This window comes from Paracoccus broussonetiae, from assembly GCF_031854425.1.
Lineage (GTDB): Bacteria > Pseudomonadota > Alphaproteobacteria > Rhodobacterales > Rhodobacteraceae > Paracoccus > Paracoccus broussonetiae.
Genome location: NZ_JAVRQI010000004.1, coordinates 1 through 22,898, shown reverse-complemented (window position 1 = coordinate 22,898; position 22,898 = coordinate 1). Strand labels below are relative to the sequence as shown.

Below are 22,898 nucleotides of genomic sequence, written 5' to 3'. Positions count from 1 at the left end.
CTAGTTCCCTTGCCCATAAGTCGCCTGCGCGCCGTGCTTGCGCAGGTAGTGACGATCCAGCAGCGCCTGCGAGATCGGCTGCGGATCGGGATTGAGCGCCATGACATGCCACGCCATCCGCGCGACCTCCTCGAGGATCAGGGCGTTGTGGACAGCCTCGTCCGGGGTCCGGCCCCAGACGAATGGGCCGTGGCCCGCGACCAGCACGGCGGGAATGCTGAGGGGGTCGATGCCCGCGAAGGTCTCGACGATGACCTGTCCGGTGTTCAGGACGTAATCCTGCGCGATCTCGTCCGGGGTCAGGTCGCGCGTCACCGGAATCGTGCCATAGAAATAATCGGCATGGGTCGTGCCCAGCGCCGGGATCGGGCGGCGAGCCTGCGCCATGATCGTGGCGTAGGTCGAATGCGTGTGGATGACCGCGCCGATCCCGGTGAACGCGCGGTACAGCACCGCATGGGTCGACAGGTCGGACGAAGGCTTCAGCCGGTTGTCCAGCGCGCGCCCGTCCAGATCGCAAGGCACCATGTCCGCCGCCGTCAGGCTGTCATAGGGCACGCCACTGGGCTTGATCAGGATGCGGCCCGCCGCGCGGTCGATGCCGCTGGCATTGCCGAAGGTCGAAAGCACCAGTCCGTGCCGCACGGTATCAAGATTGGCCTGTAGCACGGCGCCGCGAAGAAGTTCGTCGTTCATGGAAAGTGCCTTCAAAGTCGTTCCGGGATGGCGCGCGCAGGGGTTCGCCCCCGCGCGCGCCCTGCCCCCGTCAGCGGGGAGCGGTCCAGCCCTTGTAGCTGTCGATATTGTCCTTGGTGATCAGTTCGGGCTCAAGCAGCACGGTGTCCTGTTCGGGCTTTTCGCCCTGAAGCACCTTGTAGCCCAGATCAAGCGCCTGCCCGGCCATCGTATAGGGATCCTGCGAGGCCGAGGCCTTGATCAGCCCATCGCCCGATTTCAGCTCGCCCTCGATATCGGGGGCGCCATCGACGGCGGTGATGATGAACTCGCTGCGGTTCGCCTGTTTCGCGGCCAGCGCAAAGCCGATCGCGGTCGGATCGTTGATCGCGAAGACGCCGTCGATCTTGTCGAAGCGGGTCAGCAGGGTCTGGCCGACATTCATCCCGCCATCGCGCGAACCCTGTGCGTTCTGGTCGTCGGACAGGATCTTGATGTCGGGATGCTTGGCGAATTCGTCCTTGCAGCCCTTGACCCGGTCAAGGATCGAGGACGAGGCCGGGCCGTTCACGATGACCACGTTGCCCTTGCCGCCCAGATGCTCGGAGATGAAGGCACAGGCCTTTTCACCCGCCTGCACGTTGTTCGTCATCACGGTCACGTCCGAACCCGGTGCCGACACGTCGAAGGCCGCGACGACGACGCCCGCATCCCGCGCGCGCTTGACCGCGGGCGCGATGGCGGCGGCGTCCACCGCGTTCAGCATGATGATGTCGACGCCCGCCGCAACGAAGCTGTCGATCTGACCGACCTGCTTGTTCAGGTCATAGTCGGCCGAAACCGAAGTGACCTTGACGTTGGGGTTGATCTTCTTGGCCGCGTCCTCGATCCCCTTGATCGTCGCGACGAAGAAGGGGTTGCCGAGCAGGCCGACCGAGATGCCGATGCTGTTCAGATCCTTGGCGGAGACAGGCACCGCCGAGACTGCCGCCAGCGCAAGCGCCGAGGCCAGAGTTTTCGCAAAACGCATGAGGTTCCTCCCGTTATATGCGTAGTGAGAACAGTTGTTCAGGTGCGCGCGCCGGTCTGGCGATAGCGGTCCAGAGCCACGGCCGCGATGATGACCAGGCCCTTGACGATATATTGCCAGATGTCCGACACGCCGATCAGGATCAGGCCGTTCGACAGCACCGCGATGATCAGCGCACCGATCAGCGTGCCCCAGATCGAGCCCACGCCGCCGACGAAGCTGGTGCCGCCCAGGATGACGGCCGCGATCGCGTCAAGTTCATATGCCTGGCCCAGTTGCAGCCCGTTCGCCGCGTAAAGCCGCGCCGCCGCCATGGCCCCGCCCAGTCCCGCGAACAGGCCCGAGACGCCATAGACGAACAGCAGCACCAGCGGCACCTTGATGCCGGTCAGGCGCGCCGCCTCGGGGTTGCCGCCGGTGGCATAGATCCAGGTGCCCAGCACCGTCCGCTTCAGGATGAACCATGACAGCAGGACGATGGCGACCGCGATGATCGCGAGCCAGGGGATGCCGAACAGCGTGCCGTTGCCGATCACGTCAAAGGGCAGGTCGGCGTTGAAGACAGTGGTGTCGTTGCCCAGAAGCCGCGCGATGCCTCGGACCGCCGTCAACGACCCCAGCGTCACGATGAAGGGTGGCAGCCTCAGCGCCGAAATCAGGATGCCGTTCGCCAACCCGCAGGCAAGCCCGACCCCCATCGCCGCCGGGACGCCCAGCCAGCCTATTTCGGGGATCAGCGAGACGATGACCGCGACCATCGCGGACGTCGCCAGGATCGAGCCGACCGACAGGTCGATGCCGCCCGTCAGGATCACGAAGGTCATGCCCGAGGCCAGGACGATGTTGATCGAGGCCTGCTGCATCACGTTCGAGATGTTGCCCACGCTCATGAAGCGGCCGCTCATCATCTGGAAGACGATCGCCAGCACGATCAGCACCGGCAACATGCCCACCACGCTCATTACCGTGCGCAGGCGTTGGCTGGCGGCGGGGGCGTTGGTCTTGTTCTCTGTCATTGCGTTGCTCCTTCCGTCGCAGTGGCGGGCTCCGAAACCGTCCCGGTCGAAAGTTCCATGATGGCCTCCTGGCTGATCGCGTGGCCGGGCGCCGAGGGCACCTGCCCCGCGATATGCCCCTCGCGCATCACCAGCACGCGGTCGGCGACGCCGATGATCTCGGGCAGTTCGCTGGAGATCATGACGACACCCACGCCCCGGCGGGCCAGCCCGTCGATCAGCTTGTAGATTTCGGACTTGGCCCCGACATCGACGCCGCGCGTCGGTTCGTCCAGGATCACGACCTTGGGCCCGGTTTCCAGCAACCGTGCGATCAGCACCTTTTGCTGGTTGCCGCCCGACAGGCCACCCACGGCCATGCGCGAATTGGGGGCCTTGACCGCCAGCGACTTGATGGCGTCGTTGGCGCGGCGCGCGGCGGTTCGGAAATCCAGCCGCCCGCCCGATTTCGCATCCTTCTCGATCACGCCGATATTGACGTTCTCAAGGATCGACATGTCCAGGAACAGGCCCAGCTTCTTGCGGTCCTCGGTCAGATAGGCCAGCCCCGATGCCAGCGCCGCGCGCGGGCTTGAGGTGTCGACCTGCTTTCCGTCGATGGCGACGGTGCCGCTGGTGCGCGGGTCCGCGCCATAGATCAGCCGCGCCAGTTCCGTCCGCCCGGACCCGACCAGCCCGGCGATGCCCAGCACCTCGCCACGATACAGATCGAACGAACAACCCTTGACCAGTCCACCATCGGACATGTCCCGCACCGACAGAACCGGCGTGCCGGTATGGTCGGGCGAGGCGACATGTTCCTTTTTATAGAAGCTGTCGAGGTCGCGGCCGACCATCATCGAGACCAGTTTCTGCGCCGAAAGCTCGGCCCGGTCCAGCGTCCCAATGTAAACCCCATCGCGCAGCACCGAACAGCGGTCGGCCAGCGCATAGACCTCTTCCATGCGGTGGCTGATATAGATGATGGCGATTCCATGCGCCTTCAGCCGGGCGATGACTTCGAACAGACGCTCGGTCTCACGCGCGGAAAGCGATGTGGTGGGCTCGTCCATGACGATCAGGCGCGCGTCGGTGGTCAGGGCGCGCGCGATCTCGACCATCTGGCGTTCGCCCAGCGACAGGTCACCCACCCGTGTGCGCGCATCGAAGCTGACGCCCAGCCGCTTCAGGATCGGTTCGGAACGGGCCAGTGTCTCGGCCCGGTTCAGGACGCCGCGGGACGCGATCTCGCGTCCCAGGAACATGTTCTCGGCCACGGTCAGGTTCGGGGCCAGCGACAGTTCCTGATAGATCACCGCGACGCTGCCCGCCGCCTCGTGCTGGGGCTTGCCCTCGATGATGACGGTGCCGCCGGGATCGGCGACATAAGCCCCCGACAGGATCTTCATCAGCGTCGACTTGCCTGCGCCATTCTCGCCCATCAGGGCATGAAGCTCTCCGGGCAGGACGGTCAGGCTGACATCCCGAAGCGCGCGGACGGCGCCGAAGGTCTTCGAGATGTTGCGCATCTCAAGGATGTGGGACTGGGTCATTGCTCCCTCTCGACCTGGGCGATGATGACTTCGACGCCCGCGCGTTCCAGCATCCGGGCATGGGCGTCGGACAGGCCGTCATCGGTGACCACCCGCGCGATGCGGGCAAAGGGCAACGAGACGGTCGGCGGACGGATCGAGAACTTGCGGCTGTCGGCCAGCAGGATCACCTCGGCCGCAGTCCGGCTCATCTCCTCTGCCAGACGGACCAGCAGGGGGTGCTGTTCAAGGATGCCATGTTCGCTGATGCCCAGCGCCCCGACGAAGAACTGCGAAGCGTAGAAGCGCTGCTCGCGCGCCGCGACGTCATAGACGATGCCCGGTTCGCGATGCAGATCGCCCCCGCCCAGAGTCAGCTGGCAGGTGCCGTATTCGCCCAGATAGGCCGCCAGCGGCAGCGAATTGGTAAAGACGCGCAGATTGCGGTTGGCGATGCGGCAACCGAAGTGAAAGCAGGTCGAGCCGCCGTGAATGATGATCGCGCTGCCGTCCTGAACCAGCCGCTCGGCCTCGCGCGCGATGGCGCGCTTGGCGGCGACGGCGATGTCGCGATTCTCGACAAAGGGCAGCGATGCGGTGCGCACGCCCCGTTCGATCGCCGCGACCCCGCCATAGACCTTGCGGGCGCGGCCGGCCTCGTTCAGTTTTTCGATGTCGCGCCGGATCGTGGCGCCGGAGCAGCCGATCAGGTGCTGAAGATCACGCACGGATGCGAAAGGTTGCTCATCCAGCAAGGTGACAATCCGGTCCTGGCGCTCGAAATCGCTCAACGCGCCCTCCCGTCTGCGGATGCGATGATCAATGTTTAGCGCGACGTGGCAAAATTGTAAACACTTCTTCACCGGATGATCATACTGCATCGCAGCATGATAACTTTCGCAGGCGGCTTCGGGCAACGGACTTGAACCGGCAACCGGAACCCGGCAACCTGCGCATGCCGCTGGGCCGCCCAAACGAGACTGACAGATGACTCGCATAACCTTCCTGATGCCCCAGCTGTCACTTAATGGCGGGATCCGGGTCATTGGCGAATACGGGCGGGAACTGACCCGTCAGGGCCACGACGTCGCCTTTGTCGCGCGCGAGCCGCAGCAGCCACGGCTGCGGGACATCCTGCGCGGGCGCGCGTTCCGGCGCCGCTCGGGCGAGGACCTGTCCGACTATTTCTTCGATGTCGCGGACCGGCTGCGCACCTTTCCGGCACGCCGCAAGCTGCGGGCCAGCGACCTGCCCGACGCGGATTTTCTGGTCTGTTCGTGGTGGGAGACGGTGGAGTGGGCCGCCCCCATGCCCGCCAGCAAGGGCCGCCTTGCCCACCTGATGCAGGGATACGAGATGTTCCCCTGGGTGCCCCGCGACCGCGTCGCCCGCACATACGAGGCTGATACGATCAAGGTCGCGGTGTCGCGCTGGATCGCGGACATGGTCGAGACCAATCACGGCCGCACCGCCGATGCCGTGATCCATAACGCGGTCGATGCGGCCCGCTTCGCCTTTCGCCCCACGCGCGAAAACGATTGCCTGACGCTGGGCATGGTCTATTCGCAGCCCTCGATCAAGAATTCGGACCTGGCCTTTCCCCTGCTGGACCTGCTGGCCGCGCGGGGCATCAAGGCGAAACTGGTCGTCTTCGGGACCGACCAACCGGCGGACGAACACCTCTCGCGGGCCGACACGGTCTTTCATCGCAGGCCCGACCAGTCCCGCATCCCGTCGATCTATCAGGGCTGCGACCTGTGGCTTTTCCCCTCGCTAGAAGAAGGTTTCGGGCTGCCGCTGATCGAGGCGATGGCCTGCGGGACGCCGGTCGTGTCCGGCATTGCGGGTGTGGCGCCAGAACTGGTCCGCGACGCGGTGAACGGCTATCTTTGCGACCCGACCCCGGACAGCTTCGCCGCGGCGATCACCCGCTATATGGACCTGTCCCCCGCCGCCCGGCAGGAGATGTCGCGCGCCGCTCACCAGACGGTCGCCAACTGGAGTTGGACCGACGCGGCGGGCCAGTTCATCCGCACGCTCGACGCGGACCACGGACCGGCAAACGCCCGCAGGGGATAATCAATACTGCTTGATCTCGCCCGGAACGCGAGTTCAGATGAAGCATGTCGCCCGATGCGGAACCTCGTCTTCTTCGGCGCTTGTGGCTGAGACTTCTGGCCACGCTCGGCATCGCGGCGGCGGTGCTGCTTAGCTGGTGGTGGAGGATCGACGAGGCGCGCAGCCCCGACGACGCACCGGAAACCGCCTTCGGCCAGCAGATCGATCTTGGCCGCAGCCTGTTCACCCCCGAGGCCCTGGTCCTGCGCCGCCAGCCGGACGGCCCCGACCAGCTGGTCATGACGGCGCTGATCGAGAACATCACCGGCGCGACCCAGGCGGCGGTGTTCGGCAGCCCCCCGCGCCCGCCCGGCCTCAGCATCGACGGTGCGCCGCTGGACGCGCCCGAAGTCACCCTGCTGCGCGATGGCGAGATGCTGCGCGAATTGCAGCCGCGCCTGCCCGAGCGGATCACGCTGGCCTGGACCCTGCCCCGGCCTTGGCACGCGCAGCCGGTCGAGATCGGTTTTGCGCGCCAGACCTTCAAGCTGCGCGACAACCTGTACGGGCAGTCAAGCTGGCTTGGCTTTGTCCCCTCTGCCAGAATGACGGTCGAGCCCGAGGACACGCCATGAAGATCGTGGCGAATGGCCTGATCCTTGTCGTCGCCGCCGTCCTGCTGGGCGCAATGATGCTGAGCAATCCCGACTATAACAGCGCGATCCGCCCCTTTGTCGCCGAAGCCGAGCCTGGCGAGATGGGCCGGACCCGGCTGATCGCGGGCCGCTTTGACGGCTGGCGCACGGCGGACCGCGTCCAGTTTTCACAATATGGCCGCAAGTTGACCCGCGGGACCGGCGGCGTTTTCCTGATCGCGGACCTGACGCTGTCGGGAACCACGACCTCGACCATGGTGGCGGCGACCTGGATCGGGGCCAGCAAGCGGCAGTATCGCGCAACCTCTCGGGTCAGCGGGCCGCCGCGCCTGATCGACCAGCTATGGCTGCAGCCCGGCATCAGGAACAAGACCTTCGCGGTCTTCGAGCTGCCCCCGGACGAGATCGCGGGCGGAGCGCTTTTGCTGACCCTGCCGCTGAACCCGCCGATGGAGGGCACGCTGCAAATCGCTCCGCCCGAAACGCCGCCCGGACATGAAACCTTGGCAAGGCTGGACGAATGAAGACGCTGGGCCTGATCGCCGCGACGCTGCTGTTCCTTGCGCTGTCGATGCTGGTCGTCGCCTGGCCGGATCTTCAGACCCTCCGGCAGAACCGGAACTGGAACGTCACGCAATCGGACCAGCCGAAGGGAGAGCTGCGCGGCGTCCGTGTCTTTGTCGATCAGGCACGCGCAATGATCATGCCAGTCGCGCCCGACCGGGCCATCGTCTATCTGCGGCTTGGTCTGCAATCGGATGGGCCGCCGTTACGCGACTGGCTCAGCTGCGACATCGGCCTGATCGACGGGGCCGGGCGCAGGTGGCTGCCGCTGGCCAACATGGCGGGCACGCAGATCGTCAAGGTTCTGGGCGATGCCGGGGCCAGCGGGCGGAATTGCGACCAGTCGCTGTCGCTTGCCCCCGAGGATGGCGGGCCGTCCTTTTCCGAACTGGCCTTCCTGATTCCGTCGGACCTGCTGGACCAATTGCGCTTGGAAATCTCGGCGATGAAGACACGCCCCGAGGCACTGTCCCTGCCATTCAGGCCGGCGTTGACGCTGCCTCCGGCCTAGGCTGCGGCGCGGCCTTGGCCTGCGCGCGGCCCGCAAGCTCCAGCCCTGCGGCCAGGATGCAGAATTGCAGCGGGCTGACCAGCAACCCTCCCGGCGGGGCACCGGGCGAGTTGAACAGCGCCCCCAGCGGGACCGTGGCCACCTGCCATGTCAGCATGTCCTGTGGGCCGATCAGGTGGGCCAACCCAATCCAGGCCCAGTTCCCCAGCCAATCGACGAAGCGCCACAGCACCAGGACCGAGGCGGTCAGCGCGAAGCCCGCCGACGCCGCCAGCAGGATCCCGTTCGTCACCGCATGCCAGCGCCGGACGATCCCGTCCCAGAAATGGCCGATGAAGTCTGTCAGCGGTTTTGGCAGCGCCTGCCAACCCCGGATCGCGCGACTGGCGATGCGCCGTGTCTCGCCGCGCAAGGCGTTCATGTCGTGACCATAGACGATCGCGCCAAGATTGAACCAGATCAGCGGCAGCAACGCATACCAGAACAGCGCGCTGACCACCGCCCAGGGCTGGGGTGGTCCGGGCCAATCAACCGGCATCCGCGCCGCATCGCTAACATCCGCCCGCGCCGCGCCGACCAGCCAGTCGAACAGAGTTGCCGGCGATGGCAGCGTCGCGAGAAAGGCGGCGAATTCGTCCTTCCACCCCGAGATGACGTAAAGGCCCAGCAGCGCCCAGGTCGCCTCGCAGGCGACGATCAGCATGGCCCAGCCATTCCCGTCGCTGCGGCGGTCGCAATGCTTGGCCAGCCGACGGACGCCCCAGATCAGCACGACGGCCAGCACCACCCACCCGGTCTGCCCGATCTCAAGCGCGGTCGGAGAAGCCTGGGGATTGGTGAAGTCGATCCGTGCCATCTGCGCGGCATAGAAGATCTGGGAATAGCTGCGCAGCGTGTCGCCAAGCAGCCCCCAGCCCGCGTAATAGCCATAGAAGGGCACCAGCACGGCCAGCAGCGCGACTGCGAAACCGCCGGGCGCAACAGCGCCATCCGGCGGTTGGGCTGCCCCTTCCGGTGCGTCCCGTCTGCGTCGGCGCAGGCGCATCAGCGGCAGGCCGTTTCGCAGGATCACGAAGAAGGCGACGAAGATGACCAGCTGAAGCAGGATCACCGGCGCGATCGCGACCAGCCCAAGGATCCGGCTGAACAGTCCGATCTGCACCGCCACGCGGATCAGGATTTCCTCCAGCAGCGCCCCCGCCGCCCAGATGGCGGTCAGCAGCAATCCATAGCGGCGAAACAGTTGCGCGGTCAGCCCGACATGCCGGCCGATCACCCCGATCACATCCGCCATCCCCCCTCCGTCACGGCACTGGCCGCGGTGCCAGTAAGCACCAAAGCCCCGCTCGCGTCCACCCGAGGGACAACCATCAGGCGAAGGCCGGCCATGCAGGAACGACGAAACGCCCCGGAGATCCGGGGCATTCCTGTCGGGCTGGTCATGACTTAGGCGGTGACGCCGGACCCGGCGGTCTTGCGCGCCTGATGGCGCTTGAACAGCCAGAAATACAGCTTGATGTATTGTCCGACGAAGATCGCGTTCAGCAGCGTGCCTTCGCGGATGAACTTGACTTCGCCCAGGAAGGCCAGCCCGATCAGCGCGGCCATGACCAGCAAGGTCAGGTCGAAGCAGGACTTGATATTGCCCCATTTCCAGCCGGTCCGTTTGAAGATCGTGTTGACGAACATGTCGATCGGCATCAGCACCAGATTGGCGCGGATCATCAGGAACAGGCCGAAGGCCAGCGCGGCATCGCCCACCAGCAGCAGCAGAACCTTGGCCCAATAGGCGTCAAGCTGCACCCAGCCCGTCATCTTCAGATTGAAGTCCAGGCAGAGCGCCAGCACGAAGGCCGGGATCAGCGAGGCGAAGTTCTTCATCTCCCAGCCCTTGGGCAGGATCAGGAAGGTCAGCGCCAGCATGATAAGCTCAAGGCAGAAGTTATAGGTGCCCTGGCTTAGCGGTGGAAAGACCAGCGTCATCGTCCGCGTCAGCGAGCTTTGCGGCGAGATGCCGATGCCCGCGCGGATCGCCATGCTGACGCCCAGCGTCAGCAGATAGATCCCGACGACATAAATGATCCAGCGCCCCTTCAGGCTGCCGGTATCGACGATTTCGGCCTCGGCCGTGGATCCGTGATCCATGATGTTCCTCCCTTTTTATGGGCGCCTCCCCCTTGGGGCGCATGTGGTCGGGGCCCCCGCGCGGGGCGGGGGCGCAATCGGTCATTTCAGGAAGCGGAAGCGGTGCAATGAGATGAACAGGCTGAGCAGCTTGTTCACCACCGGCTCGCCCTCGTTCCGGTTGCCAAGCTCGGCCAGCGCCGCGTCGATGGCATGGGCAGCGGCGGTCAGTTCCGCGACCGTCATGTTCGCCATCACCCCATAGATCTCAAGCGGCAGGACGGCCTTGTCCTGCCCGCCTTCGGTCACGATGCAGGCCCCGGCATGGCTGTCGACACGCTGGACGGCATGGCACATCTCGGCGCTGTCCTGCCCCACGGTGACGAAATAGGGATGCGGTGCCGGCCAGTAGGTCGCGACCGCGCCGCGCGTGACATGAACGCCCCGGAACAACCCGTTGACGACGTGCCGTTCACCCGTGGGATAGCGCTGGATCACCGAGATCCGGCTATGCGCGACCCCATCGATTTCGGGCAGGACGCGCCCATCGACATAGGGAACCCAGACCTCCTGGTGGAATTTCAGGTGCCCGCGCCCATAGACGTCAAACAGCAGCACCTTGGCCTGGCTGCCATCGGCCGAAATCTCCAGCGGTTGCAGATCAAGCTGGGCGGGCATCAGATCCCCTGCCCCCTTCACCGCCGGCTTGCACATCACCGAATAGTCGATCTCGGCGCTTTTCTTCAGCATCCGGCGGCTTTCGGCGACCAGCTCGCCGTCCTTGAAGACATGCAGCGGGTTGATCCGGGACAGGCTGTCGGTCAGCACGATATCGGCAAAGCGGCCCGGCGCCAGCGAGCCGATCAGGTGGTCCATGTGGAACGACCGCGCGGTATTGTAGCTGGCCATCTTGATCGCGTGGATCGGGTTGATCCCCATTTCCGCGCAAAGCGAGACAATCCAGTCCATGTGCCCCATTGTCAGCAACCGCTGGATCGAGATGTTGTCGGTGCAAAGCTGGAAATTGTCGGTGGGCCATTTGCGATCGACGATCGCGCGCAGAAGAACCTTGATGACCTCGGCGCTGCCGACACCGAACTTGATTTGCGTGGGCATGCCGAAGCGCACGCTTTTCTCGATGTCTTTCTCGTTCCAGACATCGTGGTTGTTCGAGGCGCCGATGGCGGGAAGATAGTTCAGCACCATGTCGTCCAGCGCGGTCACGCCCCAATGGGTGTTCATGAAGCCGCCCTGCGCGCGCAGCCACGCGGCCTTGCGGAAGTCGTCCTCGTCCCCCGAGCTATAGGTGAAATGCTCGAACTCTCCCAGGCCGATCACCGGGTCCATCTTCAGGACCTCACGCGTGACCGCTGCATCGACCTTCTTGCCCGGCGCGAAGGCGAACAGGCGATAGGGCAGAAGCTCATGGTCGCGGAACAGGTTCCGCGCCGCCTCGACCCCTTCGCCCGCCGCGGCGGACAGCAGGTCAAGGCATTCGGCAAAGATCGTGGTCGTGCCCTGCGCCACCATCGCCTCGCCCAGGGCGACGGGATGGGCAAGCTGGGATTCGAAATGGATATGAGCGTCGATCAGGCCGGGGATCGCGTAAAGCCCCCTGCCGTCAAAGATCTGCTTCACCTGCAGGATCGCCTCGTCCGGGCTGAAACCGATGATCTTTTTGTCATGGACAAGGATCGTCCCCGGAAACACCGTCTCGCCATGCACGTCGAGAATGTTGACGTTGCGGATCAGCAGATCCGCCGTGGCGCGGCCGTGCAGGATCTCGAAGATCTCGCGGACCTTGGCGTATTCTTGCGTTTCGCTGTGTTCGATGCCGTCTTTCATGGCCTGTCCCTTCTGGTCGTGACGGGGTGGGCAAAGCGTCGGACAATCGCCATCGGTCAATGGCAAGCCATTGAATAGACAACACTTAGCGATGACCGGCTTTTCCCATGCGCGGCTTCCCGCGCCCCCTTGCCCCTATATGACGGGATTGCGTCGCTTCCGAAAAGCAGTATTTTCCGTGCAGAGCGAACGCTTTTCGAGAACACCAATATGCTTCATTCCCGTGTCCTGCGCTATATCGACGAAGTGGCCCGCACCGGTTCGATCCGGGCGGCGGGGCAGAAGCTGAACATCGCGCCCTCGGCCATCAACAAGCACCTGCTGCTGCTTGAGGAGGAAATCGGAGAGCCGCTGTTCGAGCGCCTGCCCCGCGGCTTGCGCCTGACCCCCGCGGGGGAAATCCTGGTCGCGCATATCCGCCGCACGATCCGCGAATACAGCCAGGTCGAGGCCGAGATCCGCGACCTGAAGAACCTTGAGGCGGGCGAGCTGATCCTGGCGACGATGAACGGCCTTGCGGGCGGCATCGTCCCGCGCACGGTGGCCAGTTTCTGCGCCCGCCACCCGCGCCTGAAGGTGTCGATCCGCGTGATGTTCGCCCATGACGTCGTGAAATCCGTCGAAGAGGGCGAGGCAGACCTTGGCCTGGCCTTCAACCTGCCCGCGACCCCGCAGCTGGAAACCCTGTGGAAACATGACACGCGGCTGGGCGCGGTCCTGTCCCCCGCCCATCCGCTTGTCGGGGCCGAAAGCCTGACGCTTGCGCATTGCGCGCCCTATCCCCTGATTTTCGCGGACCGGACGATGCTGATCCATGACATCGTCGACCGCGCATTCGAGGATCTGGACCTTGGCGTCGAGCCATCCTTCCGCTCGAATTCGATCGAGGCGATGAAATGCCTTGCCTCGGCCGGGGACGGGATCGCCTTTCTCAGCAAGTTCGACATTGCCGAGGAAGAACGGAACGGCAGCCTTGCCTATATCCCCATCCGCGACCCCATCCTGTCGGGAAACATGATCTCGCTGGTGCAGCGCGAAAGGAAAAGCCGCGGGCTGGCCGCGGCCATGTTCGCCGAGGATCTGGTGCGGATGCTGAAGACCACCGCCGCAAGCCATGCCACGCCCCATTGAGCGCGGCGGTCAGTCCTCGGTCAACCGACCCATGACAGCGCGCCCCACCTCGGCCAGCGCGGCATTGCGAGTCGCGAAATCGGCATCGGTATCCGAGATATAGATCGCGACGAAGATCGGCGCGCGACCGGGCGGCGTCAGCATCGCCACGATATTGCGGGTGTTCCGGCCGCTTCCCGACTTGTCCGCGACATCCCAGCCCTTGGGAACCGAAGGGCGAAGCAGCGCCCCCGTGACACCGCCCGGACGCATCCAGTCCGCCAGTTGGCGGCGCGAATCCGGCGTCAACGCATCACCCTGCAACATCTTCTGCCAAGTCGCGATCATCGCCGCGGGGCTGGTGGTGTCGCGCAGATCGCCGGGGGTCAGCGTGTTCAGTTCCGGCTCCATCCGGTCGAGGCGCGATACCTGATCCCCGATCCCATGCAGGAAAGCCGTGACCCCTGCGGGGCCGCCCAGCCGCTGAATCAGCAGGTTCGCGGCAGTATTATCGCTTTGGTCCAGGGTCGCGAAGCACAGCTCTGCCAGCGACATGCCGCCGCCGATGCGCGTGCTGGCGATCGGGGCGTGATCCTGAATGTCGGATTTCGCGATGGGCAGCACCTCGGACAGGGACAGCGCACCCTTGTCCCGCTGGGCCAGGACAGCGCCGCACAGCACCGCCTTGAAGGTGCTGTTCATCAGGAACCGCTCATCCTGGCGGTATCCCCAGCCCTGCCGCGCGCCGCTGTCATGCACCGCGATGCCGACCCGCCCGCCAAGACGCTGCTCGATCCCCGCGACCGTGGTTTCGAACGAGGGTGCGGCCAGCGCCACGGACGGGGCAAGGGTCAGTGCTGCAACGGCGGCGACGCGACGCAGGTTTCGGACAAGGACGGACATGGGCATTCTTCCTTTTCATCAACTGAAGTCATGGGGATCAGTTAGGCGATCGGGAGGAATGTGGAAATCCGGCAGATCGTTCACTCCTTGCGCCCAGTAATCGGATCGGCTTCGCGCAGACGATACCCAACGCCGGTTTCCGTCGTGATATAGATGGGGGCCTCTGGGCTTTCCTCAATCTTCTGGCGGAGCTGACGGACATAGACGCGCAGGTATTGCACCTCGCCCATGTCCCCCCAGACATGATGCAGCAGATGTTGATGGGTGATGACCTTGCCAGCGTGCTGCACAAGGATACGCAGGATGTCATATTCCTTGGGCGACAGCTTCACCTCGCGGTCGTGAATCCGCACGATGCGGCGCACCAGATCGACCGACAGCGCACCTGTCTGGAACAGCGGGCGTTCGCCCTGTTGTTGCAGGCGGTGGCGCAGCGCGACGCGGATACGGGCAGCCAGCTCCTTCATGCCAAAGGGCTTGGTGACGTAGTCGTCCGCTCCCAGTTCCAGGGCGCGAACGATGCCGGTTTCGTCGGTGCGCGCGGACAGGATGACGATGGGCAGTTCCAGCGCCTGCGACCGCCATTGTTCCAGCAGGTCATGGCCCTGCATGTCGGGCAGCCCCAAATCCAGCACGATCAGGTCCGGTCGTTCGGACGCGGCCAGTTCCCTTGCCTCCCGGCCATTGCGTGCCTCGATCACGGTGTAGCCTTCGATGATCAGGCCGGTGCGCAGAAGCTTGCGGATCGGTTGTTCGTCATCGACGATCAGCACTTTGACGTCGTTCATGGGGCAATCTCCTGTGGCAAGGGCAGCCGGATGCGGAACAGGGCGCCGCTGCGGTCGGCACGGTTCGCGGCGCGGATGGTCCCGCCCATCGCCTCGATGAAGCCGCGGCAGATGGCCAGACCCAGCCCGGTCCCGGCCAGCACCTGATCGGTCTTGCGCACGCGGTAGAAGATGTCGAAGACCCGTTCCAGATCGGCGGGTGGAATGCCCGGCCCCTCGTCCCCGATTTGCAGGATGACGCTGCCGTTTTCTTGCCAGCCTTCGATGCCGATCGGCGTGCCCTCGGGGGCGTATTTCGCGGCATTGTCCAGCAGGTTGAACAGCACCTGTTCGAACAGCGTCGGGTCCAGCCGCAGCATCGGCAGTTCGGGGGCAAGCGTGACGGTGATGCGGTGCCGCGCCAGCACCGTTTCCGCGCGGCGCAGCACCGCGCCCACCGCCTCGTCCACATAGACCGCCTGGAAGTTGGGCACGGTCGCGCCGCTTTCGATGCGCGTCATATCCAGCAGATTGGCGATGAAACGGTTCAGCCGTTCGGATTCGTCGTTCACCGTGGCCAGCAAGTCCCGCCTGCTGTCCGGGGCCAGCGCGTCGAAGTAATCGCGCAGCATCCCCGCCGCGCCCATGATCCCCGCCAAGGGCGTGCGCAAGTCATGCGAGATCGAGGTCAGCAGCGCAGAACGCAGCTTGTCCGCCTCGGCCGAGAGTTTCGCGCGGTCCAGATCATCGACCAGTTGGATCCGCTCGATCGCCAGCGCGGCCTGATCGGCAAGCGCATCGCACAGTCGGCTTTGATCCGGGGTCAGCAGCGGGCCGCTGCGATCGTTGTCCAGCCCGATCACGCCCACGGTCATGCGCCCGGTGCGCAGCGGCATATACTGCCGGCGCGCGCCGGGCAGCGTGTCGGCCCCGCGTCCCGCAGGCAGGCTGTGTTCGAACGCCCATTGCGCGGCGGCGATGTCGGCGTCGTCCAGCGTGTCCTCGGGCGGGAACCCGGCGCGGACGGCGACGGTATCTCCCTGGGGCATCAGCAGCACGGTATTGACGCGCAGCATGGTCGCCATCTGGTTCACCGTGACCCACAGCACATCGTCCAGCGTGCCTGCGACCGACAGCCGCTTGGAAAACAGATACAGGCTTTCGGTGATCCGTGCCCTGATCCGCGCTGCCCGGGCCTGACGATGCACCCGGGCCGTCAGGTTCGAGGTGATCGCCGCCGCGCACAGGAAAAAGATCAAAGCCACCACGCTTTCCGGGTCGCGGATGGTCAGCGAATACTGCGGCGCAAGGAAGAAGTAGTTATAGGCCAGCGCCCCAAGGATCGAGGCGAACAGCGCAGGCAACAGCCCCGCCGTCGCAGCCGAGGTCAACACCGCCATCAAGAACACCAGCCCGATATTCCTGACATCGAAGATGCGAAACAGCGCCATGCCCACCAGCACCGCCATTCCGGTGTAAAGCGTGGCCTGCAGATAGGGCAGCAGGCCCAGTTCCTGCCGGGTGGCGAAGGACAGCCCGCGCGTGGCGGACCTGTCGCGTTCCCGCCCCGCCACCACATGCACGTTGATGTCGCGCGCCTGCCGGATCAGCTCGGTCGAGACCGTGCCGCGCAGCCATTCCTGCCAGACCGCCTTTTCGGTACGCCCGACGATTATATGACTGAAGTTGTGCGTCATCGCGTGGCGCATGATCTCGCGCACGACGCCTTGGCCGGGCAGGGTCACGGCCTCTCCGCCCAGTTGTTCGGCAAGGCGCATGGTGCTGGCGATGCGGTCCTTGTCGGGGTCGGACAGGCGCATGTCCTGGGCCAGTTCGACATGCAGCGCGGTCCAGCTCGCACGCATCCGGTCCGCCTGACGTTTGGCATAGCGCACCAGCGCCGGGCCACGCGGACTTGCATCGACGCAGACAAGAATGCGGTCGCCGCTGGGCCAGGGTCCGCGCACGCCATGCGCCTGCATATGGGTCAGAAGCTGCGCATCGACCCGCTGCGCCGTCCGCCGCAGCGCCAGTTCCCGCAGAGCCGTCAGATTGCCGGGCGAGAAATAGTTCTGGATCGCGCGTTTGGCGGTGCGGGGCAGATAGACCTTGCCCTCGTGCAGGCGCTTGATCAGGTCGTCAGGGGTAAGGTCGATGATTTCGATATCGTCGGCGCGATCGATCACGCTGTCGGGGACGGTTTCGCGCACGCGGATACGGGTGATCTGGGCCACGACATCGTTCAGGCTTTCGACATGCTGGATGTTCAGTGTGGTATAGACGTCGATGCCCCGCGCCAGCAGTTCCAGCACATCCAGATACCGCTTGGGGTGGCGACTGCCCGGCGCGTTGGTATGGGCCAGTTCATCCACCAGCACCAGCGCGGGGGCGCGGGCGATGATGGCGTCCAGGTCCATTTCCTCCAGCGTTTGACCGCCATAGGGGATGCGTTGGCGCGGTACGATCTGGAACCCGTCCAGCAGCGCCGATGTCTCGGCCCGGCCGTGGGTTTCGACGACGCCGATCACCACCTCCTGCCCATCGGCCAGCAGCGCGCGGCCGGATTCCAGCATTTCATAGGTTTTGCCGACGCCGGGCGCGGCGCCCAGGAAAATCTTCAGCCGCCCGCGCGTTTCCTGCACCGCTTTTTCCAGCAGCGCCTCGGGCAGAGGGCGGGCGTCGTCATTCGCGTCAGGCATGCGGAGGGTCCAGTCTTGGCCCCCTAATCTGTCACCTGGCCCATAAGGATGCGAGACGGAAGCCCCACCATTAATATAGGATTCTTATAAAGATCAGCCCACAGCCAGTCATGCGAAGGCCAGGCAAAACCCGCACGGCGTCATGAATGGCTGCAGCATTGGCCTCACGCTCGCAATGGCGACGCGGCGCAGGTCCCGGTGGCGGGCTGCGGATCTGGGCCGGGTTGCGGGCGCCTCACACCGCCAACCGTGCCGCATAAAAAGCACGCCCCCGGATCACCGAGGGCGTTTTTCCGTCAGCCTTGGGCGTCCAGCGCAAGGTTCAGTTCCAGCACATTGACCACCGGTTCGCCCAGCACGCCCAGCAGGCGCGGTTGGGTGTGACCCGCGACCAGCGCCCGCACCGCGTCGGGCGACATGCCCCGCGCCTTTGCCACGCGGTTAACCTGATACAGCGCGCCTTCGGGAGTGATATGCGGGTCCAACCCGCTGCCCGAGGTCGTCACCAGATCGATCGGCGGCACGCTGCCGTTTTCCGCCGTCAGGCGCTGCGTTTCCGCCGCAACCCGCTCCACCAGCGCAGCACTTGTCGGGCCTAGGTTCGATCCGCTGGACGCCGCGGCGTCATAGCCCTCCGCCCCGGCGGCCGAGGGGCGACCATGGAAGTAGCCCGCCCCAGTGAAGTTCTGTCCGATCAGGGCCGAGCCTATGACCTTGCCGTCCCGTTCGATCAGGCTGCCATCGGCCTGCCTGGGGAAGACGGCCTGCGCGATGCCGGTGACGGCCAGCGGATAGGCCAGTCCGGTGATGACGGTGAACGCGCCGATCAGGACCAGCGCCGGGCGAAGATATGTCAGCATGACGGCCCCCTTAGACCAGACCCATGGCGGTGATCGCCATGTCGATGAACTTGATCCCGGCAAAGGGCACCAGAATGCCGCCAAGACCGTAGACAAGCAGATTGCGCGACAGCAACGCTCCCGCGCCGATCGCGCGGTATTTGACGCCCCGAAGCGCCAGCGGGATCAGCGCGACGATGATCAGCGCGTTGAAGATGATCGCCGAAAGGATGGCGCTTTCGGGACTGGCCAGCCCCATGACGTTCAGCCCCGACAACTGCGGGTAGAACGCCAGGAACATTGCCGGGATGATCGCGAAATACTTGGCGATGTCGTTGGCGATGCTGAAAGTGGTCAGCGCCCCGCGCGTCATCAGCAACTGCTTGCCGATCTCCACCACCTCGATCAGCTTGGTGGGGTCGCTGTCCAGGTCCACCATGTTGCCCGCTTCGCGCGCGGCGACGGTGCCGGTATTCATGGCGACGCCCACGTCGGCCTGCGCCAGGGCGGGCGCGTCGTTGGTGCCGTCGCCGCACATGGCGACCAGCTTGCCCTTGGCTTGTTCCTGCCGGATCAGGTCCAGCTTGTTTTCAGGCGTGGCCTGGGCAAGGAAATCGTCCACCCCTGCCTCGGCCGCGATGGCGGCGGCGGTCATCGGGTTGTCGCCGGTGATCATCACGGTGCGGATGCCCATGCGGCGCAACTCGGCGAAACGCTCGCGGATGCCGCCCTTCACAATGTCTTTCAGATAGATAACGCCCAGAAGGCGCCCGTCGCGGACCACGGCCAGGGGCGTTCCGCCCTGCTTGGCGATGTCGTCGGCGATGCGCTGCAATCCGCGACTGTCCTGACGGGTGGCGGGGTCAAGCTGACGCAGCACCGCCTCGACCGCGCCCTTGCGGATGGAGCTGCCGTCCAAGTCGACGCCGCTGATGCGGGTCTGGGCGGTAAAGGGCACGAATTGCGCGTTCAGCCCAGTCATGTCGCGGCCCCGGATGCCGTATTTCTCCTTGGCCAGAACGACGATCGAACGGCCCTCGGGCGTCTCGTCCGCCAGCGATGCAAGCTGCGCCGCATCGGCCAGTTCAAGGTCGGTGACGCCGCGCAAAGGGCGGAACTCAGCGGCTTGCCGGTTTCCCAGCGTGATCGTGCCGGTCTTGTCCAGCAGCAGCGTATCCACGTCGCCCGCCGCCTCGACCGCGCGGCCCGACATGGCCAGAACGTTGAAGCGCACCAGCCTGTCCATGCCCGCGATGCCGATGGCCGACAGCAGCGCGCCGATGGTGGTGGGGATCAGCGTCACGAACAGCGCGACCAGCACGATGACCGGGATCACCCCGCCGGCATAGGTGGCAAAGCTGGGAATGGTGGCGACGGCCAGCACAAAGATCAGCGTCATCCCGGCCAGCAGAATGTTCAGCGCAATCTCGTTCGGGGTCTTTTGCCGCTCGGCCCCTTCGACGAGCGCGATCATCTTGTCGATGAAGGTCGACCCTGCAGCGGCGGTGATCCGCACCTTGATCCAGTCCGACAGCACCTGCGTGCCGCCGGTGACGGCGCTGCGGTCGCCGCCAGATTCGCGGATGACCGGGGCGCTTTCTCCGGTGATCGCGGCCTCGTTCACCGACGCCACGCCCTGGATCACCTCACCGTCCGAGGGGATGATGTCGCCCGCCTCGACCAGCACCACGTCGCCCGGTTTCAGGCTGTTGCCGGGGACGATCCGGTAATCGCCGCCATCCGACAGCAGCTTGGCCTGAGTTTCACTGCGCGTCTTGCGCAGCGATTCCGCCTGCGCCTTGCCGCGCCCCTCGGCGACGGCCTCGGCGAAGTTCGCAAACAGGACGGTGAACCATAGCCACACGACCACCTGCACCGAAAAGCCGATATTCGCGGCCCCGGTCAGCAGGTCGCGCAGCAGCAAAACAGTGGTCAGCGCGGACACCACGGCGACCACGAACATCACCGGGTTGCGGGCCAGACAGCGTGGATCAAGTTTGCGGAAGGCGTCCCCGATGGCGGGGACAAGGATGCGGGCATCAAGCATGCTCGCGGAATTGGACTGGTCCATGAAAGACTCCAGCGGATGGGGAATGGGCCGCCGCGCATGGGGCGGCCCGCAGGTTCAGAAGGCCTGGCCCAGGGTCATCGCCAGATGCTCGACCACCGGGCCAAGGGCCAGCGCCGGGAAGAAGGTCAAGCCGCCCACGATCAGCGTGATGCCGATGACAAGGCCGATGAACAGCGCCCCGGTGGTGGGCAGCGTCCCTGCCGATACGGGCACGGTCTTTTTCGCCGCCAAGGATCCGGCAATCGCCAGCACCGGGACGATCAGCAGGAAGCGACCCATCAGCATGCCCAGACCCAGCATGATATTGTAGAAAGGCGTATTGGCGCTGATGCCCGCGAATGCCGAGCCGTTGTTGTTCGCGGCCGAGGTAAAGGCGTAAAGCGCCTCGGAGAAACCATGCGGTCCGGCGTCTTGCAGGCTGGACAGGCCCGCCGGGACCACAACTGCGATGGCCGTCAGGGCCAGCACGGCGGCTGACGGGCCAAGCATGGCAAGGATGGCCATCTTGACCTCTCGCCCCTCTATCTTCTTGCCCAGATATTCCGGGGTGCGCCCGACCATCAGCCCGGCGATGAAGACCGAGACGATGGCATAGATCAGCATGCCATAGACGCCGGCACCGATCCCTCCCAGGGGCGGGATCATCATGAAGAACAGGGGCACCAGCCCGCCCAGTGGCATCAGGCTGTCATGCATCCCGTTCACCGCCCCCGTCGATGCCGAGGTCGTCACCACCGCGAACAGAGATGACAGGGCGATGCCGAAACGGGTCTCTTTCCCCTCCATATTGCCGCCTGTGATGCCCAAGGCCGGGTTGCCCGCGCTTTCGGCCCAATAGACGGTGGCGATGCCCACCAGCACGATCACCCCGATCACCCCCAGCAGCGCCCAGCCCTGACGCGGGTTGCCGACCATGCGGCCAAAGACGTTCAGCATCGCCAGCGACACGGCAAAGATCGATACCAGATGGATCAGGTTGGTCAGCGCGGTCGGGTTTTCGAAAGGATGCGCAGCGTTCGCGTTGAAGAAGCCGCCGCCATTCGTGCCCAGATGCTTGATCATCATCTGCGAGGCGACCGGCCCCTGCGCTATGGTCTGCTGCCCGCCCTCCAGCGTGGTTGCCACGGTATAGGACGACAGGTTCTGCGGCACGCCCTGCCATACCAGCACAAGGCTGCCGATGATGCAGATGGGCAGCAGGACGTAAAGAGTGGCGCGCGTCAGATCGACCCAGAAGTTGCCGACCGTCCGGCTTTCCGCACGCGAAAAGCCCCGGATGATTGCCATCGCCCCCGCCATGCCTACGGCGGCAGAGACGAAGTTCTGCACCGTCAGGCCCGACATCTGGGTCAGATAGCTCATCGTCGCTTCGCCGACATAGCCCTGCCAGTTGGTATTGGTCATGAAGCTGATGGCGGTGTTGAAGGCGCTGGTGGGTTCCACAGCGCCCATGCCTGCAGGATTCAGGAGCAATGAGCCCTGCACCCGCTGGATCAGATACAGCAGGCCAAAGCCCGCCGCGCAGAAGACCAGCATCGCGGTCATATAGCCGCTCCAATGCTGTTCGCGGTCGCGATCGGTGCCTGCAGCGCGATACAGAAGCGTCTCGACCGGGGACAGGACGGGCGACAGCAGCGTGCGTTCGCCGGTCATGACGCGGGTGATATAGCCGCCCAGCGGCCTGATCAGCGCCAAGGTGATCCCGACAAATATCAGGATCTGGATCCATCCGTTGATTGTCATGATACCGCCCTAGAACCTTTCGGGGCGGGCGAGGGCGTAAAGCAAGTAACCGCAGATAAAGACGGCGACCGCTGACCCCAGGGCATAGTCGAATAACATGCCGCCCTCCTTCAAAGTTTTTCGCAGGCGGCGATGTAGCCTGCCATCAGCGCGAAAAATCCGGCCGCGACGGCCAGAACAAGAATGTCCATCAATCATCTCCGATGATGCACGGCGTCCGCATGGGCGCCGAATGCGAACCGCCCGGAACCCTGCGTGCCATCCGGATCGGTATGGACCGGATATAATCCCGGCCCGCATAGTGCTTCGAGACGGGCGGGCGATGCGTTTTATAGGAATTGTATAGGAAACCGCCTGTCGCCGCGGTTCCCTCGATCATCATGAGAGTTGGCCGGTTTCTGATCGAAAATGGGCGGGTGGTTTCAGGGCAAGCGCGCCGGGCACGACACCATCTGGTAGCGCGAGCCTCCGGCGTTGCGAGATGTCATGGCTCCGCATCGCCCCGTGCACTGCTGCCCGCTCTGCCCGCTGGAAACCGGACCGTTTATAGCGGGAGTTTTCGGCGAGCCTTCCGTGGTTGAGAGCCAGGTTGCTGCGTGACGAGATCCGGCGGCTGACGGCGCTGGAAGACCAGAACAGCCGGCTGAAGTAGGTCGCCGATCTGGGACTGGACCCTGAGATGCCGCAGGGCGTGATCCGCCGAAGGCTCCTGACCGGATGGTCGAGCCGGGTCGCGGGATATGGCATTGATTGGGGCATGTCGATAGGCGGGGCTT

19 protein-coding genes are annotated in these 22,898 nt (G+C 64.9%); 5 read left to right on the top strand and 14 right to left on the bottom strand.

Annotation, left to right across the window (positions count from 1 at the left end; genetic code table 11):
- From araD to RM190_RS05850, 5 genes are all read right to left on the bottom strand, one after another.
- Window positions 1-696, bottom strand: a complete 696-nt coding sequence (gene araD, locus RM190_RS05870; RefSeq protein ID WP_311758483.1) for an L-ribulose-5-phosphate 4-epimerase AraD — start codon at window positions 694-696, stop codon at window positions 1-3.
- A gap of 70 nt (window positions 697-766) precedes the next feature.
- The gene (locus tag RM190_RS05865; RefSeq protein ID WP_311758482.1) at window positions 767-1,705 is read right to left on the bottom strand and encodes an ABC transporter substrate-binding protein; all 939 of its coding nucleotides are present in this window, start codon (window positions 1,703-1,705) and stop codon (window positions 767-769) included.
- A 38-nt stretch (window positions 1,706-1,743) separates the two neighbouring features.
- The gene (locus tag RM190_RS05860; protein ID WP_311758481.1) at window positions 1,744-2,721 is read right to left on the bottom strand and encodes an ABC transporter permease subunit; all 978 of its coding nucleotides are present in this window, start codon (window positions 2,719-2,721) and stop codon (window positions 1,744-1,746) included.
- Window positions 2,718-4,253, bottom strand: a complete 1,536-nt coding sequence (locus RM190_RS05855) for a sugar ABC transporter ATP-binding protein (RefSeq protein WP_311758480.1) — start codon at window positions 4,251-4,253, stop codon at window positions 2,718-2,720. Before RM190_RS05855 ends, RM190_RS05860 begins: the two co-directional genes overlap by 4 nt.
- Window positions 4,250-5,023, bottom strand: coding sequence for a DeoR/GlpR family DNA-binding transcription regulator (locus RM190_RS05850; RefSeq protein WP_311758479.1), 774 nt, complete (start codon window positions 5,021-5,023; stop codon window positions 4,250-4,252). Before RM190_RS05850 ends, RM190_RS05855 begins: the two co-directional genes overlap by 4 nt.
- Before the next feature lie 196 nt (window positions 5,024-5,219).
- Here RM190_RS05850 and RM190_RS05845 point away from each other — a divergent pair, with 196 nt between their 5' ends.
- From RM190_RS05845 to RM190_RS05830, 4 genes are all read left to right on the top strand, one after another.
- A complete protein-coding gene (locus RM190_RS05845) occupies window positions 5,220-6,311 on the top strand; it encodes a glycosyltransferase family 4 protein (RefSeq protein WP_311758478.1) in 1,092 nt (363 codons plus the stop codon).
- 80 nt (window positions 6,312-6,391) lie between these two features.
- Window positions 6,392-6,925 carry a hypothetical protein gene (locus RM190_RS05840; RefSeq protein WP_311758477.1) on the top strand — a complete coding sequence of 178 codons (534 nt, stop codon included), beginning with the start codon at window positions 6,392-6,394 and terminating at the stop codon, window positions 6,923-6,925.
- Entirely contained in the window at window positions 6,922-7,470 is a 549-nt protein-coding gene (locus RM190_RS05835) for a hypothetical protein (protein WP_311758476.1), read from the top strand. Before RM190_RS05840 ends, RM190_RS05835 begins: the two co-directional genes overlap by 4 nt.
- A complete protein-coding gene (locus RM190_RS05830; protein WP_311758475.1) occupies window positions 7,467-8,021 on the top strand; it encodes a hypothetical protein in 555 nt (184 codons plus the stop codon). Before RM190_RS05835 ends, RM190_RS05830 begins: the two co-directional genes overlap by 4 nt.
- On the opposite strand, the gene RM190_RS05825 is transcribed toward RM190_RS05830, so the two are convergent.
- From RM190_RS05825 to RM190_RS05815, 3 genes are all read right to left on the bottom strand, one after another.
- Window positions 7,990-9,315 (bottom strand): hypothetical protein, encoded by a 1,326-nt coding sequence (locus RM190_RS05825; RefSeq protein WP_311758474.1) that lies wholly within the window; start codon window positions 9,313-9,315, stop codon window positions 7,990-7,992. The genes RM190_RS05830 and RM190_RS05825 overlap by 32 nt on opposite strands.
- Window positions 9,316-9,467: 152 nt before the next feature.
- Entirely contained in the window at window positions 9,468-10,166 is a 699-nt protein-coding gene (locus RM190_RS05820) for a YczE/YyaS/YitT family protein (protein WP_311758473.1), read from the bottom strand.
- An 81-nt stretch (window positions 10,167-10,247) separates the two neighbouring features.
- Entirely contained in the window at window positions 10,248-11,990 is a 1,743-nt protein-coding gene (locus RM190_RS05815) for an adenine deaminase C-terminal domain-containing protein (RefSeq protein ID WP_311758472.1), read from the bottom strand.
- 210 nt (window positions 11,991-12,200) lie between these two features.
- Here RM190_RS05815 and RM190_RS05810 point away from each other — a divergent pair, with 210 nt between their 5' ends.
- Window positions 12,201-13,121 (top strand): LysR family transcriptional regulator, encoded by a 921-nt coding sequence (locus RM190_RS05810; RefSeq protein ID WP_311758471.1) that lies wholly within the window; start codon window positions 12,201-12,203, stop codon window positions 13,119-13,121.
- A 9-nt stretch (window positions 13,122-13,130) separates the two neighbouring features.
- Here RM190_RS05810 and bla read toward each other — a convergent pair whose 3' ends face one another.
- From bla to kdpA, 6 genes are all read right to left on the bottom strand, one after another.
- Window positions 13,131-14,003, bottom strand: a complete 873-nt coding sequence (gene bla / locus RM190_RS05805; RefSeq protein WP_311758470.1) for a class A beta-lactamase — start codon at window positions 14,001-14,003, stop codon at window positions 13,131-13,133.
- Window positions 14,004-14,083: 80 nt separating this feature from the next.
- Complete coding sequence (locus tag RM190_RS05800; protein WP_311758469.1) at window positions 14,084-14,791, bottom strand: response regulator transcription factor; 708 nt, start codon at window positions 14,789-14,791, stop codon at window positions 14,084-14,086.
- The gene (locus tag RM190_RS05795) at window positions 14,788-17,469 is read right to left on the bottom strand and encodes a sensor histidine kinase KdpD (RefSeq protein ID WP_311758468.1); all 2,682 of its coding nucleotides are present in this window, start codon (window positions 17,467-17,469) and stop codon (window positions 14,788-14,790) included. The genes RM190_RS05800 and RM190_RS05795 overlap by 4 nt, the downstream gene beginning before the upstream one ends.
- A gap of 296 nt (window positions 17,470-17,765) precedes the next feature.
- Window positions 17,766-18,329: a potassium-transporting ATPase subunit KdpC gene (kdpC, locus tag RM190_RS05790; RefSeq protein WP_311758467.1), complete on the bottom strand. Its 564-nt coding sequence runs from the start codon at window positions 18,327-18,329 to the stop codon at window positions 17,766-17,768.
- Window positions 18,330-18,339: 10 nt separating this feature from the next.
- A complete protein-coding gene (gene kdpB / locus RM190_RS05785; RefSeq protein ID WP_449301380.1) occupies window positions 18,340-20,355 on the bottom strand; it encodes a potassium-transporting ATPase subunit KdpB in 2,016 nt (671 codons plus the stop codon).
- Window positions 20,356-20,433: 78 nt separating this feature from the next.
- The gene (gene kdpA, locus RM190_RS05780; protein ID WP_311758465.1) at window positions 20,434-22,122 is read right to left on the bottom strand and encodes a potassium-transporting ATPase subunit KdpA; all 1,689 of its coding nucleotides are present in this window, start codon (window positions 22,120-22,122) and stop codon (window positions 20,434-20,436) included.
- Window positions 22,123-22,898 lie beyond the last annotated feature (776 nt).